The following is a 15,520-nucleotide window of genomic DNA, read 5'->3' on the forward strand; positions in this document are numbered from 1 at the left end:
GAGCCTCCACGAAGGTTGCCAAGATGTAACGGTGGCTTCCGTCTGGAGAGACGCCGCGCCTGATCAAATAGGAACGACGCCGCGCGCCGAGAGTCTGTTCCAGGCTTCCGGCGGCGTTCCCCCATCTCGCTGGAGGCACTCCGTGTGGACTGCGGCCCAGCGTCCGACCTTCGGGCGCTGGGTCCGTCGCGCGAGGAAGCCGGGCTTTGAGCTCGGCCTCCATCGGTCTGGCCGATCAGGCCGCGCTGCGCTTGAGATGGCGGCCTTCGTTGACCTCTTCGATGATCTTGGCGCTGAACGCCTCCAGATCACCAGGATTGCGCGACGTGATCACGCCCTGATCGACCACGACTTCGGCGTCCTGCCACTGGGCGCCGGCATTGGCGACGTCGGTCTTGATCGATTTGTAGGACGTCATCTTGCGCCCCTTGGCGATGCCGGTCTCGATCAGCAGCCAGGGCGCGTGACACACCGCGGCGACGATTTTCTTGGCGTCGAAGATGTCCTTGATGAACTTCAAAGCCTTCGGCTCCAGGCGCAGCAGATCCGGATTGATCTGGCCGCCCGGCAGCACGATCGCGTCGTAGTCGGACGCCGACGCCTGATCCAGGGTCTTGTCGACCTTGACGGCACGGCCCCAATCCTTCTGGTCCCAGCCCTTGATCTCGCCGGCCTCGATCGAAACGATTTCGACGGTCGCCCCGGCCTGCTTCAACCGATCGCGCGGCACTTCGAGCTCGGACTGCTCGAACCCGTTGGTCGCGAGGATCGCGATTTTCTTTCCCTTGATGTCCATTGCTTTCTCCTGGTCATTCGACACCCGGCCAACCGCGCGCTTGCGCCCATGTTCCGTCGGCGGCGACGGACGGATCGTCACAACTGTTCGATCAGATTGCGGGCGGAGCGGCGTGGAACCAGCTCCCGCATGCGGCGGTTTGTGAGGTGTGGCCGCCCGATCGGGCGGGCGCCGGCCGGCCGTGAGCCCAATGCCAAGGCCGACCGCAACCTGGAGGCGCTCGTGCCCTACGCATTGTTTGAGAATGACGAACAGCTGACCCGTCCGTTTCGGACGGAACGTGAGGTCTGGGAAGCCGCGGAGCAAGCCGATCTCATCACCTTCGGCACTCACGGCGAGAAGCTTCTCGACAACAATTTCGAGATCAAATCCTGCGAGGCCAGCCCGGAAGAACTCGCAACGGTGCCTCCGGACATCGTGCTTCCTGAGCCCCCAAAAGCGGATTTCGAGGAGCAGCACGACACAGGCCAACAGGCAACGCTGTCGGCGCTGCAAAAGAAACGGCCAGCCGAGCAGTGAATGACTGCGCTGCTCTAGCCTTCATCCCACCGGGTCAAGCTAGTCGCGTGCGGCGGGATCTTATCCTTGCACCCCATTCGGTTCGACGTGCCATGAAAGAGTGCCATGAAACCTGCAGTGACAGGCTTACGCTGATTGCAAGCGTGGACGCCCATCACTCATTCGCTGCGGGTCCATTTGCTCGCCAGAGCCCGACCGCGGACCCTCAACGGAACCTCCACGAGGCGCCAATTTGCCTCGGCCGCAAGCGCCAGGATTACGATCCACGACAGGTAGAACTTCGCCGTGGCCGAACCGGTTGGGGTCGCGCCTCCCGTCAACCGCCACCACAACTCGACAACGAACGCAATCGCGATGCAGTGGATGACGTAGATCGAGTACGAGCGCGCAGCGATCCAGAGCACGACCTTTCGGACACGTTCGTTTTGTGAAGGACCGAACCAGCCGGCCTCAAAATGAGCAATCGTGACGATTGCAACCGAAGCAATCGCTGAGATTCCGGCATTGAAGCTGACGGCTCGTCCGGTGATCATCGTCAGAATGGCAAAGAGCACCCCGATCGTGACGGCCTTCGTCGTCCACTTCGCTGCCGCCAAGGGCTCGCGGAACATGCGCAGGCCCTCCCAGGAAGACAACAGATACACCATGACTCCGCCGCACAGCGCATCGGTTCTGACATAGAGCAGAAGCGATCCGTCCGGGCGGGTCAGGAAGAGCTGGATGAAGGCAATGAGCGCCAGAAGAGGAAGGAGCCTGTCCAGCTTCTTGTACGACCACAAGGTCAGGACCAGCAACGGAAAGCAGGCATAGAACTGTTCTTCGAGCGACAAACTCCAGAGCGGACCGAGCGGATAGACAGGATTGCTGAAGCAGAACCCTTGCGCACAGTAGCCGTGATGGAAGTTCATGATCTGGGCGAGAGCCGAAACGCCCCCGACGATCGTTTCCTTGATCGGCCCGAAGGCACCCGATCGGTTGAAAGCCGTGGCGAGCACGATGTCGGCGATGACCCAGAGCAGGACGGTGGGCCAAAGCCGATAGATGCGCTTGATCCAGAAGGCGACAACCTCCCTCCACGCCGCTTCGAACGACGAGGCGGCGAGGAGTCCCGGCAAGAAGCTCCGGGCGATCACGTAGCCGGAAATGGCGAAGAAAAGGTCGACGCCGGCCTGACCGAGATTGAAGTAGCTGCCTATCGTCGCGGCCCAGGCCGGCTGCCAGACCGTCAGGTAGTTGAACGAGTGCTGAAACGCCACGATCGTGATGGCGACCGCGCGAAGCGTTTCGATTTCCTCGTTCTTCTTTTCAGTCCGAACGTGGGAGCTATGAACTGGCCCTGCCTGCTCGCTTTCGCTGCCCCCAGCCAGGGTCACGCCATGCATGCGCGCTCAGTCCCAGGGTGTCGAGCGATCGTCGAGGAAATCGGCAAATTCCTTTCCGAGCACGCTTGCGGCGCGCTTCTCGACCAGATCATTTCCGGTGCCGGTAAACACCATATCGAGGTTCTTATCCATGCAAACAGTGCAGAAGCTGTGCTTCTGCTTCCGGTCGAACAGCTCGTCCCGGCTGACCTCGAGATAGTTCTTCGCAATCAGCTGCTCGTTATTGAACGTGGCACAGCACAGGGCGACCGAACCATCATAGTTGAGCGCCGTGCGGCGGACACGGAACTCGCAATCGAAATTCTTGGGACGAATCTCGCCCAGCATCCGGCTCCGCTCCTCCATCGGCACCACAAGCTTGGCAAAAAGCGCCTTGTCGGCGTCGTTCAATGTGCCATCGCCTGCGTGAATGGCCTTCTCAAGGGGCATGAACGTCGCGATGCTCGGCATGAAGTAGAAATCAAGCTCGTCGCACAGGCGTCTGACCGCTGCAAAATCATCCGGAAAGTTGGTGCGGTAGACGTGAAATCCGACCTGGATCGGAACGCTGATCCCGGTTTCGTCCATATGATGCCGAAGCAGATACATGTTCGACTTCACGAGGTTGATGTCGCCGCCAGCATGCGTCTGCTGATAGACTGCGTTGGTGTAGCCGGACAATGAGATGCGGATGTAGCCCGGCTTCGCGCGAATGATCTCGCGCATGTTGGGAAAGGAGTTCAGGTTGGTCGACAAGCCGATGCCGATTCCATTCTCTCTGGCGAGCCGGATCATGTCCGGCAAACTCTTGTGAAGCGCTGACTCGCCCCAATTGAAGAGATCGATGTAGACCCGCTCACCGGGATGCTCGCGTTTGATCTTGTCCAGGATGTCGCGATACATCTGCATGGACATGATGCCTTTCGGCAATTGGCTCGGTGAGTTTCCTACCGGACAGGACGGACATCGCAGCGTACAGCTGCCGACGACGTCCATCGCAAAATAGTAGTCCGCTTGGGTCTCCTGCTCGATGACACGCCACAAAGCGGCTTGGCGGCGGCCGCGTTTCGCGCGCTCCTGCTCGGCGTCAATTATCGAGCTGTTGGATCCGTTAGCTGGGGACGAGTTCGCTTGAGTATTGCCGCGCGAGGCGTCCTGTGACCGACGCTGCAATCCGGCAAGCGTCTCCGACCGCACGACAGAATAACCCAATGCATTGAATGTGCGCCCCACGAGGGCTTTCAGTTGCTGCTTCAATGATCACCCACCCAACTTGCCCCGGGATCGCCTGCACAATTGACGCTTCAAGGGAGCATATAACGCCCTCGGAAGCCCATGAACGACCGCTAAATGCCGGAAGACTTACTCTTATTCTGCACACAGAAACTGTGTCCGCAAACGATACGTTGACGGCAGTCCGACCGACCGGACCGCTGACCGTGCCCGCGTTCGAGCGATCCGTGTAAGCTACGGACGCGATTGGAGAAACGGAACTGGGGAAAACCCGATGCGCATTCGCGGACCGCATCCGGGTATCCGGCCGCTCGCTTCCTCCGCGCTTTCGGCGCCCAGCGCCCCTGATGGCTTGCGAGCGGGGAAATCCCGCGCGCATCCGTCGTCGTCAGCCCCCCTCCCGGAGGCGCCTTGGGCAGCTCCGCGACCCGGTCGCCTCGCCTCATCTCGTGACAGCGCGGCGGTCATCGGCATTCTGACACCACAACGGCCCAGATCGACAAACGACGGTGCAGCCAGACGCGATCGCGAATCAGCTCATTGTTGTCTAGACTCCGTCCCCTCGCGAGGAGTCCCCTATGGTTGCGGACAGTGACAGCAAGGTTGCCTGGCATCGCGCCCAGCTCAAGAAGAACCGCGCGGCCTTGAAGCAGATCGAGACGGCGCGGTTCACGGTCGGCGAAAGCGCCGATGGGAAGGCGATCGAGCGAACCAAGCGGCAGGTTGCGGAACTTCAGGTCAAGATCCGCGAGTCCGAGCAGCTCATCGCCCAGCACGACAAGCAGACTCGACGTCCCCTGGGCACGGATCTCAGGAGCCTCTCCAACGTCGCCTGGCGCAATTGGACCGGCAACGGCCCGCGTTGAACCTGGACACGCGACTCCGTCAGTCCACGATCTTTCGATGCGCGCCGCCAGCCGTCTCGGATACTGTCGAGACATTCGACGGCCGGGACGTCTCGTCAGGCCTCCAGCGCGCCAGCCGCTCGTCGCTGCGACGCAGGGCATCGAGATCGATGCGTCCGTCTGACAGCGCTTGCCTGGCGCACGCAAAGACCCGGTGAAACTGAGTGCCGTCATAGGCCACGAGCAGCAGATCGGCGCCACCATTGAGAGCCTCCACGACCGCCTTGCAGAGGTCGCGGCCGTAGATTGCCCCCATCACGAGATCATCGGTGATGATGACGCCCTGATAGTGCCACTGTCCCCTGATCAGGCCGTCGAGAACCTTCCGGGAGTGCGACGCGGGCCGCTCGGGATCGACGGCGTCGACCGTCACATGCCCGACCATCATCGCCGCCTGCGAGCGTTCCAGCACGTGACGGAACGGTCGCCAGTCCGATCGTTCCAGGGCATCGACGGGCGCATCCAGCTGAGCCGAGAAATGGTGCGTATCGGCCTCGACCCGACCGAGGCCCGGAAAATGCTTGACCGCCGCGCGAACGCCGCTGGCCTCCAGACCCTGGACATAGCCGAGCGCGATGTCACCGACCACATCCGGATCCCGCGAAATCGCACGCCGACCGATCAGGGTGTGAAAATCCAGCGGATTGCGGGTCCAATGCGGGCGAAGGTCGACGACCGGCGCCAAGTTGAAGTTGACCCCCGCGGCCGCAAGCCCCTCACCCTGGGAGCGTCCCAATTCGAACGCGGCCCGCGCGCGCCGGTTGGCGGGCAGATCGGCGAGTGTGGAGAGGCCGGGGATGTTCGGCAGCACCGGCGACAAATGCGCGACGCTGCCCCCCTCCTGATCTGCGGCGACGAGGAGCGGCGGGAGACCTGCACCGCGACGTTCGGCCTGCAAGCGGGCGAGCTCGGTGCGCAGGTGAGCTTCCGTCCGTCCGCGGATATTGTGATGGGTGACATAGACGCCCGCAATCAAGCCGTGCCGCGCCAGCGCAGCGGCTTCGTCCGCGGACCTGTAGCCGGCGATGAAGTGCCGTCCGAGCAGCCGCGCCACCTCGGGCTCGGTCCGGAACGTCTCGTATTTCCGCCAGGCGAACATGAACTGGGTCGCCGTCAACGCGATGAGCGGAACGCACCAGACCAGCAGCAGGGCTCGCGCGGCGATGCCGCGTCGCCAGCCTCCGCTCAGCGCCAGAAGGAGCGGAACGGCCACCCCGATCACCAGCAAGGCGACGTGACCGGGGCCGCGCAGCCGGACCAAATAGGGTTCGTTGCTGTTCAGCGTGATGAAAACAAGGAGCACCGCAAGGATCCAGAGGATCACGGTCCTGATACGTCCGAACATGTTCGACAAGCCGATCCACACGAATGAAGACGGTGATTGCGTAACAACGACAATTGGGGTGCGCCAGCCGGAGAAGCGCGTCTGCACGAATTCTGCAAACAAATCCTGAGATGCTGCAGACAGTCTCGCGACCGACTGCACGCGCGAGCCTCATGTTGAAATCCCGTGATCGCGGCAGCCCAGCCGTAACGACTGAAACGAGGATCTTCGCAATGAGCAGCTCCGCTGAGCTGACCGGCACGCCCACCGCCGGCCAGGCCAAGTGGCTCAAATTCGTCTGCGCTCTCGGCCTGCTGTGGCTAGCCGACATCATGTTCTACAACCAGCCCATCGGCCTCTGCGTCGTGCTGTTTGCAATCGCCTTGTTCGCAGGCTGCGTCCTCGTCAATTGCGACAAGATCGACAGCCGCCGCTGGATCGTGGCGGCCGGCATCTTCGTCGCCGGTCTCGCTCCGGGCCTCGAAGCCCTGGATATGCTGTCGTTCGCGATCCTCGTGCTCACAACGATATCGGCCGTCGCGGTGTTGACCGATCCGACCGCGGCCGGACCGCGGGTGCCGCTGACGGCCGCACGGCAGCTGCTCCTCGCCGGACCGTTCAGGCTGATTGCGGACACCATCGCCATCCTCCAAACCAACGTCCTGACCCGTTTCCTGCTGGCGTGGAGCATTCCGCTGGCGCTGTACGCCATCTTCATCTTCCTGTTCGCGGCGGCCAATCCGGTGATCGAGCAATGGCTCAATCGCTTCCGCCCCGACCACGTCGTGTCTGATGTCAGCGTGGCCAGGGTCGTCTTCTGGCTCATCGCACTGTCTCTGATCTGGCCGTTCATGCATTTGCGCTGGCGCCAGCACAAACCGGGTCCGGCCGCACCGGATGCCGTTGCGCAGGACGTGCGATCGCCGCTGGACTCCGTGCTTGGTCCGCAGGTCATCCTCCGCTCGCTGCTCATGTTCAACGTGCTGTTTGCGCTGCAGACCGTGCTTGATGGGCTCTACCTCTGGGGACATCTGGCGCTTCCGGACGGCATGAGCTACGCGGCGTATGCTCATCGCGGCGCCTATCCGCTGATTGCGACCGCGCTTCTGGCAGCCGCCTTTGTCGTCGTCGCCATCCGTCCACAAGCAGCCGATCAGTCGAGGCTCGTCCGACCGCTGGTATATCTCTGGGTTGGACAGAACGTGATGCTCGTCATGTCCTCGATCCAGCGGGTGCATCTCTACATCGAAACCTATCTGCTCACCGGCTGGCGGATCGCGGCGTTGATCTGGATGGCGCTGGTCGCCGTGGGGTTGATCCTGATCGTGATCCGTATCGCTCAGGACCGTCCGACGCGCTGGTTGATCCACGTGAATCTTGTCGTGCTGGCAGCCATCCTCTACGGGTGCTCCCTGGTCAATTTCGACAAATTCATCGCCGACTACAACGTGGCCCACAGCCGCGAGGCCGGGCGGGGCGGCGTCGCCCTCGATCATTCCTATCTAGCGCGACTGGGGCCGCAAGCCCTGCCGGCGATCCGGCGGGCCATGTTGTTGTCGCCTCAGGCCCCAGAGCTGGCGCGTATCCATGGCGTGCTGCTGGCGGACCAGGCCAGGGATATGGCGTCATGGAGAACCTGGAGCTTTCGCGGCTGGCGCTTGCAGCGTGATCTCGATACACATGCCGCAACGCAGACGCCAAGCTGACACTTGCCATGGAGCGCCGCTTGTCTCCCCGAATTCTCATCGTCGACGATGATCCGCACATCCGCGAGGTCGTGCGCGTCGCCCTGAGCAAGGCCGGCATGGCCGTGACGGAAGCCGCCGACGGCCGGGCCGCCCTCGCGAAGTTCGCAGATGATAGACCGGACCTGATCGTGCTCGACGTCGGCATGCCGGAGTTCGACGGCCTGGAAGTCTGCCGGCGCATCCGCCGGACCTCGCAGGTCCCGATCCTGTTTCTTTCCGCCCGGGACGAGGAGATTGATCGCATTCTCGGCCTCGAGATCGGAGGAGACGACTACGTCACCAAGCCGTTCAGCCCGCGCGAACTCGTCGCTCGTGTCAATGTGATCCTGCGTCGCGTCACCTCGGGCGGTGCCGATCGCGCGACCGAGGCGGAGGAGCTGGCACACGGCCGGCTTCGTCTCGACCCGCAGCAGCATGCGGCGCGCTTCGGCGACACCCCACTCACATTGACGGCGCTCGAATTCAGCATCCTGCGGACGCTGATGACGCGTCCGGCGGTCGTCTTCAGCCGCGAGCAGATCATGAGCGCGGCCTATCAGCTCAACATCCAGGTCTCCGACCGCACCATCGACAGCCACATCCGCAACATCAGGGCCAAGCTCGCGGCGGCTCGTTGCGAGGACGCTATCGAGACCGTCCACGGCGTCGGCTTCCGGCTGGGCCGCTGCGGCGCGCCATGATCGCGCCGAAGCCGAAGCGGAAATGGCGGCCGTCGCTGGGACAGATCGTGTTCGGCGTCCTGGCGCTGGTCGGCACCCTGCCCCTCGTCGGGCTGTTCTTTTTCCGCATCTACGATAATCAGCTGATCCGTCAGACCCAGGCCGAGCTGATCGCGCAGAGCCGGGTACTGGCGGCCGTCTTCGCCGAGGAGGTCGCCGCGCGCCTGGCCTCAGGCATTCCTCTGGGCTTCGAAATCCCGCTTGAGGCGCGCCCCGATGCGGCCGACGAGGTCACGCCGATCCGCCCTCTGCTCGATCTGCTGGCCAACGATCTGTTCGTGCGCCGCCCCGATGCGCGCGAGGCGATCCATTCGGCCGATCCGGCCTATGTGGCCATCGGTGCGCGGCTGCTGCCGATCATCAAGGAGACGCAGAAGGTCACGCTGGCGGGCTTTCGCGTGCTTGACCCGCAAGGCGTCGTGATCGCGGGCCGCGACGAGATGGGCAAGTCGCTGGCCCACATCGACGAGGTCGCGAGCGCCCTGCAGGGCCGCTACAGTGCCGCGCTCCGCATCCGCATTCCCGACAAGGCGCCGCCGCCGATCTATTCGATCAGCCGCGGCGTCGGTGTGCACGTGTTCTCGGCGATGCCCGTGATCGTCAACGATCACGTTGCGGGGGTCATCTACACCTCGCGCACGCCACGGAACATTTTCGAGCATCTCTATCAGGAGCGCGGCAAGTTCATCGCCGCCGGGTCGACCATCGTCCTGACGACGCTGCTGGTCGGCCTCATCGTGTCGCGGACGATCACGCGGCCGATGCGCGAGCTCGTTGATCGCGCCGGCCGGATCGGCCGCAACGACCCCGCGGGCTTTCGTCCCCTCGCCCATTACGGCACGCGCGACTTCGCCGAGCTGGCGGAACACTTCTTCGCCATGGCCGAGCAGCTGGCGCAGCGCTCCAACTACATCCGAAGCTTTTCGGCGCACCTGACCCACGAGCTCAAATCGCCGCTGACCTCGATCAAGGGCGCCGCAGAGCTGCTGCTCGATTCCCTTGCCAGCGGCTCGGCGACCCTGACACGCGCGGAGCAGGAAACGTTCCTCACCAACATTCTTGCCGACGCGGATCGCCTGACGGCGCTGGCCCAGCGCCTGCGCGAGCTGGCGCGGGCGGAGACCATGTCGACGATCGACCCCGGCGGCGTGGCGGAGGCGGTCGCCATGCTGCGGCAGCGCTTCCCGGCGACCACGATCGAGGCGTCCGGTCCGGTCGACCGCAAGACCTCACTCTCGAGCGAAACGGTCCTGATCGTGCTCACGCATCTGGTCGACAACGCGGTCCGCCACGGGGCGCGGCGGGTCCGGTTCGATGCTGTGGATCGTGACGGTCAACTGGTCGTCATTGCCGGCAACGACGGCGATCCCATCTCGCCCGACAATCGCGACCGCATCTTCGATGCGTTCTTTACGACCCGGCGGGACAGCGGCGGCACCGGCATGGGGCTGGCCATCGTACGGGCCATCCTCGCAAGCCACGGCGGAGAGATCCTGCTGCTGTCTCCCGAGACGGGGGTCGCGTTCGAATTGCGGCTGCCGCTGGCCGGTGATCGCGGAACATCTATCTGAGATGGCGCCGCTGGCTGCCTGCGATCCTGAAGTTGCTCCGGCGCCTCGGATGGCGACCGCCAATCCCCAGCCCAATCCCGGGGCTGGCAGCGGCGACGTTCTCCCGATCGTTTGTATACGAGCAATTTGTGCCAAGAGGCCGCCCGTCGCGCGCGCCGGACCAGGATGCCGCAGATCGGCTGCGCAATTCGCAAATGACTCGCGCGCGCGATCCGCGTAATCTCCGGCGCGATTGCACCATCGGCCAGCGTTCCATTGGCCTTTCGGGAGACCTTGATGACTTCGAGCCGTTTCGAGATCAGCCGCCGGACTGCCCTGTTGACCTCCGCCGCCATCGCCGCGAACGTGGTTAATCCTCTGCGGGCTTTCGCCCAGGAAACCCCGCGCAAGGGCGGCGTGTTCAACGTCCACTACGGCGCCGAGCAGCGCCAGCTCAATCCGAGCCTGCAGGCCTCGACCGGCGTCTACATCATCGGCGGCAAGATCCAGGAGAACCTCGTCGATCTCGATGCCAACGGGCAGCCGGTCGGCGTCCTCGCGGAGAGCTGGGAAGCGACACCCGACGGCAAGACGGTCACCTTCAAGCTGCGCAAGGGCGTGATCTGGCACGACGGCAAGCCGTTCACGTCGGAGGATGTCGCCTTCACCGCGATGAACATGTGGAAGAAGATCCTCAACTACGGATCGACCCTGCAGCTCTTCCTCACCGCGGTGGACACGCCCGATCCGCAGACCGCGATCTTCCGCTACGAGCGGCCGATGCCGCTCAATCTGCTGCTGCGCGCGCTGCCCGATCTCGGCTACGTCTCGGCCAAGCACATCTATGAGAACGGCGACATCCGGCAGAACCCGACGAACCTCGCGCCCCTCGGCACCGGTCCGTTCAAGTTCGTGAAGTACGAGCGCGGCCAGTACATCATCGCCGACCGCAACGCCGATTACTGGCGCCCGAACGCACCCTATCTCGACCGCATCGTCTGGAAGGTGATCACCGATCGCGCCGCCGCGGCCGCGCAGATGGAAGCCGGCGAACTGCACTACAGCCCGTTCTCGGGGCTGACGATTTCCGACATGGCCCGCCTCGGCAAGGACAAGCGCTTCATCGTCTCGACCAAGGGCAATGAGGGCAACGCCCGTACCAACACGCTGGAGTTCAACGTTCGCCGCAAGGAGCTTGCTGACATCAAGGTCCGCCGCGCCATCGCGCACGCGATCAACGTGCCGTTCTTCATCGAGAACTTCCTCGGCGATTTCGCCAAGCTCGGCACGGGCCCGATTCCCTCGACCTCGACCGACTTCTATCCAGGCGCCGATACCCCGCAATATCCCTACGACAAGGCCAAGGCGAAGGCTCTGCTGGACGAAGCCGGCTTCAAGCCGGCCGCCGGTGGCAGCCGCTTCTCGCTACGGCTGCTGCCCGCCCCCTGGGGCGAGGACATCTCGCTGTGGTCGACCTTCATCCAGCAATCCCTGGGCGAAGTCGGCATTCAGGTCGAGATCGTGCGCAACGATGGCGGCGGCTTCCTCAAGCAGGTCTATGACGAGCACGCCTTCGACCTCGCCACCGGCTGGCACCAGTATCGCAACGATCCCGCGGTCTCGACAACCGTCTGGTATCGCTCCGGCCAGCCCAAGGGCGCGCCGTGGACCAACCAGTGGGGCTGGGACGACGCCAAGATCGACAAGATCATCGATGACGCGGCGACCGAGGTCGATCCGGCCAAGCGCAAGGCGCTCTATGCCGACTTCGTGCGCGAGGCCAATACCGAGCTGCCGGTGTGGATGCCGATCGAGCAGATCTTCGTCACGGTGATCACGGCGAAGGCGCGCAACCACTCCAACACGCCGCGCTGGGGATCGTCGAGCTGGCACGATCTGTGGCTTTCGGCCTGAGCCGAACTCGGTCAGAATAAGACCATGCGCATCCTGAGCCTTGCGGGGCGGCGGCTCGCCGCCTCGATCCCAACCCTGTTCCTGATCCTGATCGGCGTCTTCCTGCTGCTGCAGCTCGCGCCGGGCGATACGGTCGACGCCATGATGGCCCAGATGGGCGGCGGCGATGCGGCCACCGCCCGCGAGTTGCGCCGCTTCTACGGCCTCGATCTTTCGGTGCCGATGCAGCTCGCGAACTATCTGTGGCGGCTGGTGCGGCTCGATCTCGGCTTCTCGGCGATCTACGGCAAGCCGGTCGCGGCCGTGATCCTGGAGCGGCTGCCGCCAACCTTGCTGCTGATGATCTCGTCCCTGTCGTTCGCGTTCTTTTTCGGCCTGATCTTCGGCGTCATCGCCGCGCGAAACGTCAACCGCTGGCCTGACACGCTGATCTCGACCCTCGGGCTCGTCTTCTACGCCACGCCGTCGTTCTGGTTCGGCCTGATGGCCATCGTCGTGTTCTCGATCTATCTGCAATGGCTGCCGGCCGGCGGCTTCGAGGATATTGGCGCGGTCGGCACCGGGATCTGGCGCGTGCTCGACATCGCCAGCCACCTCGTGCTGCCATCGCTGACGCTCGGCCTGATCTTCCTCGCGATCTATTTGCGCATCATGCGCGCCTCGATGCTCGAAGTTCTCAATCTCGACTTCGTCCGCACCGCCCGCGCCAAGGGTCTCGACGAGACGCGTATCATCACTCGCCACGTGCTGCGTAACGCCTTGCTGCCGATGGTCACGCTGATCGGATTGCAGGCGGGCACGATGCTCGGCGGCTCGGTCGTGGTCGAAACGGTGTTCTCGCTGCCCGGCCTCGGACGCCTCGCCTATGAGTCCGTCGTGCAGCGCGATCTGAACACGCTGCTCGGGATCGTCTTCGTCTCGGCGCTGCTCGTGATCCTCGTCAATTTCATCACCGACCTGCTCTATGCCCGGCTCGATCCGCGCATCGCGGCGGAGAGCTGAGCATGGATGCCGTCAAACGCTACTTCCGCAGCCCTCCGGCTGTGCTCGGCCTGATCCTGCTGCTGATCGTCATCGGCATGGCCATCAGCGCCGGCTATTTCTATCCGCGCGATCCGCTCGCGCTCGCCGGCCGCCCTCTGGTGTGGCCGTTCGCCAATCCACGCTTCCTGCTCGGCACCGACAATTCCGGCCGCGACATCGCCGCGCAGATCTTCCATGGCGCTCGCATCTCGCTCCTGATCGGCGGCGTCGCCACCCTGATCGCCGTGGTGATCGGCGTCATGGTCGGAGCGCTCGCGGGCTACTATGGCGGATGGGTCGACAACATCCTGATGCGCATCACCGAGGCGTTCCAGACCCTTCCGAACTTCGTGCTGCTGCTGGTGCTGGTCGCCGTGTTCGGCTCGACCCTGACGACGGTGACAGTCGCGGTTGGCATCGTCTCCTGGCCGGCCCCGGCGCGACTGACGCGGGCCGAGTTCCTGTCGTTGCGCGGCCGCGAATTTGTCCAGGCCGGCCGTACGCTCGGCATGCGGGACACGCAGCTGATCCTGCGCGAGATCCTGCCGAACGCGCTGCCGCCCGTGATCGTCTATGCCGGCGTCGTGATGGCGGTCGCGATCCTGCTGGAGAGCGCGCTGGCCTTCCTGCGCCTGTCCGATGCGAATGTCGCGTCATGGGGCAATCTGATCGGGCTCGGGCGCGACGTGCTGCGCGTGCAATGGTACGTCTCGGCAATTCCCGGCGTCGCCATTCTGGTCACGGTGCTCGCGGTGTCGCTCGTCGGCCAGGGCCTCAACGATGCCCTGAACCCGCGGCTGAAGCAGCGATGAGCGAACCCATCCTCACCGTCGACCGCCTCAGCGTTCGTCTGCCCAAGGGCGCCGATCGCACGCATGCGATCTCCGAGCTGTCGCTCTCGGTCGCCGAGAACGAGATCGTCTGCATCGTCGGCGAGTCCGGCTCCGGCAAGTCGATGATGGCCAATGCCGTCATGCGGCTGCTACCGGACAACGTCAGCATCGACGGCGGCCGCATCCTGTTCGCCGGACGCGATCTCTGCACGACCCCAGCCGCCGACATGCGCCGGATCCGCGGCGCCGAGATCGCCATGGTTTTCCAGGAGCCGATGACGGCGCTCAATCCGCTGCGCACCATCGGTGATCAGATCGGCGAGGTCCTTGAGATTCACACCGATCTGTCCAAGGCCGAGATCAAGTCGCGCGTGCTGGCGCTCCTGACAGACGTTCACATCCCCGATCCGCCGCGCGCCGCCAAGGCTTATCCGCACGAGCTGTCGGGTGGCCAGCGCCAGCGCGCCATGATCGCGATGGCGCTCGCGCTCGACCCGAAGCTCCTGATTGCCGACGAGCCGACCACCGCGCTCGACGTGACGACGCAGGCGCAGATCCTGAAGCTGATCCGCGAGTTGCAGCAGCGGCGCAAGACCGCGGTGCTGTTCATCACCCACGATTTCGGCGTCGTCGCCGAGATCGCCGACCGCGTGGTGGTGATGCAGCATGGCGTCGTGGTCGAACAGGGTCCCGCGCGAGACGTGCTGCGCAAGCCGCAACACGCCTACACGCAGCAGCTGATCGCCGCCGTGCCGCCGGTGGCCGCGCCACCGGCGCGCCAGCTCTCGGACGAGACCATTCTCGCACTCTCCGGCGTCGCCAAGACCTATCGTACGGGCGGCTTCCTCGGCCGCGGCGTGCGTGTGACTCACGCGGTCAAGGATGTCTCGCTCATGCTGCCCAAGGGAGCCACGCTCGGCATCGTCGGCGAGTCCGGCTCGGGCAAATCCACCCTCGCCCGCTGCATCATCCGGCTGATCGATCCCGATGCGGGATCGATCCTGCTGCAAGGCGAGGATTGGGCCAAGCTGTCGCGTAGCGACATCAGGCAGCGGACCCAGCAGATGCAGATGGTGTTCCAGGACCCGTTCGCTTCGCTGAACCCGCGGCGCAAGGCGGTCGATCTCGTGGCGCAGGGGCCGATCATCCACGGCACGCCGCGCGATCAGGCGCTGCGCGAGGCACGCGAGCTGTTCAGTCTGGTTGGCCTCGATCCGTCAGCGGCCGATCGCTTTCCGCACGAATTCTCCGGCGGTCAGCGCCAGCGCATCGGCCTGGCGCGCGCGCTCGCGCTGAAGCCGGCGGTGCTGGTGGCCGACGAGCCGGTCTCCGCGCTCGACGTCTCCGTGCAGGCGCAGGTGCTGAAGCTGCTCACAGGACTGCGCGAACGGCTCGGTCTGTCGATCGTCTTCATCACCCATGACCTGCGCGTCGCCGCGCAGATCTGCGATCTCGTCGCGGTCATGAAGGACGGCGTCGTCGTCGAGCACGGATTGACGCGCGACGTGTTCGGTCACCCCCAGCACCCGTATACTCAGGCGCTGCTCGAGGCTATTCCGGGCGGCGACTTTGCCCGGACAGCCGCGAGCTAGGCA

General features: G+C 64.3%; 13 protein-coding genes. 9 read left to right on the top strand and 4 right to left on the bottom strand.

The annotated features are described in order from the left end of the window. Window positions 1-235: 235 nt before the first annotated feature. Window positions 236-796: a type 1 glutamine amidotransferase domain-containing protein gene (locus tag ACQR1L_RS16340; RefSeq protein WP_434858960.1), complete on the bottom strand. Its 561-nt coding sequence runs from the start codon at window positions 794-796 to the stop codon at window positions 236-238. 129 nt (window positions 797-925) lie between these two features. Between ACQR1L_RS16340 and ACQR1L_RS16345 the strand changes: the two genes are divergently transcribed. Further along, window positions 926-1,315, top strand: a complete 390-nt coding sequence (locus tag ACQR1L_RS16345; RefSeq protein ID WP_434858961.1) for a hypothetical protein — start codon at window positions 926-928, stop codon at window positions 1,313-1,315. 158 nt (window positions 1,316-1,473) lie between these two features. Here ACQR1L_RS16345 and ACQR1L_RS16350 read toward each other — a convergent pair whose 3' ends face one another. Together ACQR1L_RS16350 and ACQR1L_RS16355 are read right to left on the bottom strand one after the other, a co-directional pair. Continuing rightward, window positions 1,474-2,697: an acyltransferase family protein gene (locus ACQR1L_RS16350; RefSeq protein WP_434858962.1), complete on the bottom strand. Its 1,224-nt coding sequence runs from the start codon at window positions 2,695-2,697 to the stop codon at window positions 1,474-1,476. Between the two features lie 6 nt (window positions 2,698-2,703). After that, window positions 2,704-3,933 (bottom strand): hypothetical protein, encoded by a 1,230-nt coding sequence (locus ACQR1L_RS16355; RefSeq protein WP_434858963.1) that lies wholly within the window; start codon window positions 3,931-3,933, stop codon window positions 2,704-2,706. A 554-nt stretch (window positions 3,934-4,487) separates the two neighbouring features. Here ACQR1L_RS16355 and ACQR1L_RS16360 point away from each other — a divergent pair. Continuing rightward, complete coding sequence (locus ACQR1L_RS16360; protein ID WP_434858964.1) at window positions 4,488-4,775, top strand: hypothetical protein; 288 nt, start codon at window positions 4,488-4,490, stop codon at window positions 4,773-4,775. A 19-nt stretch (window positions 4,776-4,794) separates the two neighbouring features. Here ACQR1L_RS16360 and ACQR1L_RS16365 read toward each other — a convergent pair whose 3' ends face one another. Then, the gene (locus tag ACQR1L_RS16365; protein ID WP_434859245.1) at window positions 4,795-6,159 is read right to left on the bottom strand and encodes a glycoside hydrolase family 3 N-terminal domain-containing protein; all 1,365 of its coding nucleotides are present in this window, start codon (window positions 6,157-6,159) and stop codon (window positions 4,795-4,797) included. A gap of 212 nt (window positions 6,160-6,371) precedes the next feature. Between ACQR1L_RS16365 and ACQR1L_RS16370 the strand changes: the two genes are divergently transcribed. The 7 genes from ACQR1L_RS16370 to ACQR1L_RS16400 all read left to right on the top strand — a co-directional run bounded on the left by ACQR1L_RS16370 (window position 6,372) and on the right by ACQR1L_RS16400 (window position 15,517). Beyond that, on the top strand, window positions 6,372-7,844 hold the full coding sequence (locus ACQR1L_RS16370) for a DUF4153 domain-containing protein (RefSeq protein WP_434858965.1): 1,473 nt from the start codon (window positions 6,372-6,374) through the stop codon (window positions 7,842-7,844). Between the two features lie 20 nt (window positions 7,845-7,864). Further along, the gene (locus tag ACQR1L_RS16375) at window positions 7,865-8,566 is read left to right on the top strand and encodes a response regulator (RefSeq protein WP_434858966.1); all 702 of its coding nucleotides are present in this window, start codon (window positions 7,865-7,867) and stop codon (window positions 8,564-8,566) included. Then, window positions 8,563-10,176 carry an ATP-binding protein gene (locus ACQR1L_RS16380; RefSeq protein WP_434858967.1) on the top strand — a complete coding sequence of 538 codons (1,614 nt, stop codon included), beginning with the start codon at window positions 8,563-8,565 and terminating at the stop codon, window positions 10,174-10,176. The genes ACQR1L_RS16375 and ACQR1L_RS16380 overlap by 4 nt, the downstream gene beginning before the upstream one ends. Before the next feature lie 276 nt (window positions 10,177-10,452). Next, window positions 10,453-12,069, top strand: coding sequence for an ABC transporter substrate-binding protein (locus tag ACQR1L_RS16385; RefSeq protein ID WP_434858968.1), 1,617 nt, complete (start codon window positions 10,453-10,455; stop codon window positions 12,067-12,069). A 24-nt stretch (window positions 12,070-12,093) separates the two neighbouring features. Further along, on the top strand, window positions 12,094-13,071 hold the full coding sequence (locus ACQR1L_RS16390) for an ABC transporter permease (protein ID WP_434858969.1): 978 nt from the start codon (window positions 12,094-12,096) through the stop codon (window positions 13,069-13,071). Window positions 13,072-13,073: 2 nt separating this feature from the next. Next, window positions 13,074-13,904 carry an ABC transporter permease gene (locus ACQR1L_RS16395; RefSeq protein ID WP_434858970.1) on the top strand — a complete coding sequence of 277 codons (831 nt, stop codon included), beginning with the start codon at window positions 13,074-13,076 and terminating at the stop codon, window positions 13,902-13,904. Next, window positions 13,901-15,517, top strand: coding sequence for an ABC transporter ATP-binding protein (locus tag ACQR1L_RS16400; RefSeq protein ID WP_434858971.1), 1,617 nt, complete (start codon window positions 13,901-13,903; stop codon window positions 15,515-15,517). Before ACQR1L_RS16395 ends, ACQR1L_RS16400 begins: the two co-directional genes overlap by 4 nt. Window positions 15,518-15,520: the final 3 nt, after the last annotated feature.

Origin of the sequence: Bradyrhizobium sp. HKCCYLR20261 (genome assembly GCF_051168435.1) — a bacterium.
Lineage (GTDB): Bacteria > Pseudomonadota > Alphaproteobacteria > Rhizobiales > Xanthobacteraceae > Bradyrhizobium.

What these genes read in the sequence shown, in the direction of transcription:
- ACQR1L_RS16370 (WP_434858965.1), top strand. Translation starts at nt 6,372, where the DNA reads ATGAGCAGCTCCGCTGAGCTGACCGGCACGCCCACCGCCGGCCAGGCC.
- ACQR1L_RS16390 (WP_434858969.1), top strand. Translation starts at nt 12,094, where the DNA reads ATGCGCATCCTGAGCCTTGCGGGGCGGCGGCTCGCCGCCTCGATCCCA.
- ACQR1L_RS16385 (WP_434858968.1), top strand. Translation starts at nt 10,453, where the DNA reads ATGACTTCGAGCCGTTTCGAGATCAGCCGCCGGACTGCCCTGTTGACC.
- ACQR1L_RS16340 (WP_434858960.1), bottom strand. Translation starts at nt 796, where the DNA reads ATGGACATCAAGGGAAAGAAAATCGCGATCCTCGCGACCAACGGGTTC.
- ACQR1L_RS16360 (WP_434858964.1), top strand. Translation starts at nt 4,488, where the DNA reads ATGGTTGCGGACAGTGACAGCAAGGTTGCCTGGCATCGCGCCCAGCTC.
- ACQR1L_RS16345 (WP_434858961.1), top strand. Translation starts at nt 926, where the DNA reads ATGCGGCGGTTTGTGAGGTGTGGCCGCCCGATCGGGCGGGCGCCGGCC.
- ACQR1L_RS16380 (WP_434858967.1), top strand. Translation starts at nt 8,563, where the DNA reads ATGATCGCGCCGAAGCCGAAGCGGAAATGGCGGCCGTCGCTGGGACAG.
- ACQR1L_RS16395 (WP_434858970.1), top strand. Translation starts at nt 13,074, where the DNA reads ATGGATGCCGTCAAACGCTACTTCCGCAGCCCTCCGGCTGTGCTCGGC.
- ACQR1L_RS16365 (WP_434859245.1), bottom strand. Translation starts at nt 6,159, where the DNA reads ATGTTCGGACGTATCAGGACCGTGATCCTCTGGATCCTTGCGGTGCTC.
- ACQR1L_RS16350 (WP_434858962.1), bottom strand. Translation starts at nt 2,697, where the DNA reads ATGCATGGCGTGACCCTGGCTGGGGGCAGCGAAAGCGAGCAGGCAGGG.
- ACQR1L_RS16400 (WP_434858971.1), top strand. Translation starts at nt 13,901, where the DNA reads ATGAGCGAACCCATCCTCACCGTCGACCGCCTCAGCGTTCGTCTGCCC.